The sequence below is a fragment of the Citrobacter sp. VF227 genome, from assembly GCF_052950715.1.
Window position 1 is genome coordinate 1 of the sequence record NZ_JBRFVF010000551.1, and the last position, 443, is coordinate 443.

Genomic DNA, 443 nt, shown 5'->3' on the forward strand with positions numbered 1-443 from the left:
GGCAGATCGAGGCGGTGTTCAACATGGGCTTCGTGGCCCACCACCTGATCCGCTTCACCCGCGAGGCCCTGCGCGGCGAGCACAACGCCTCGTTCTACGCCGCGAAGGCCGCCGAGGCGAAGGCCGCCCGCGACCGGAGCTGGTGGGAGGCGGCGCGGCGCAAGCTCGTGCCGGAGCGCGAGGCGGCGTAGCCCGGGTCCCGGGCCCGTCGGAGCGATGCAGCAGCGGCAGGGCTCCCGAGCAAGTCCTTGCCTGCGGCGGAAAAGTCGCGTTCCGGCCCTTGGCAGGCGGCTTGCTAGGCTCTATACACCGCGCCTCACGCATTTCATCCTCACGGAAGGAGAACGGCCGATCGGCCGGTTTCCGCTCGAAATTTAGCCCGGGCAACCGGGGGGCACTGGCAGGAAGGAACCCAGGGGCGAAGAGCCCCGCAGAACCTTGTC

At 69.8% G+C, this 443-nt stretch carries 1 protein-coding gene; it reads left to right on the plus strand.

The window, feature by feature from the left end:
- Positions 1 to 191: hypothetical protein (locus ACU8YC_RS27800; protein WP_446896370.1), on the plus strand; the 191-nt coding region annotated here is incomplete at its 5' end.
- Positions 192 to 443: the final 252 nt, after the last annotated feature.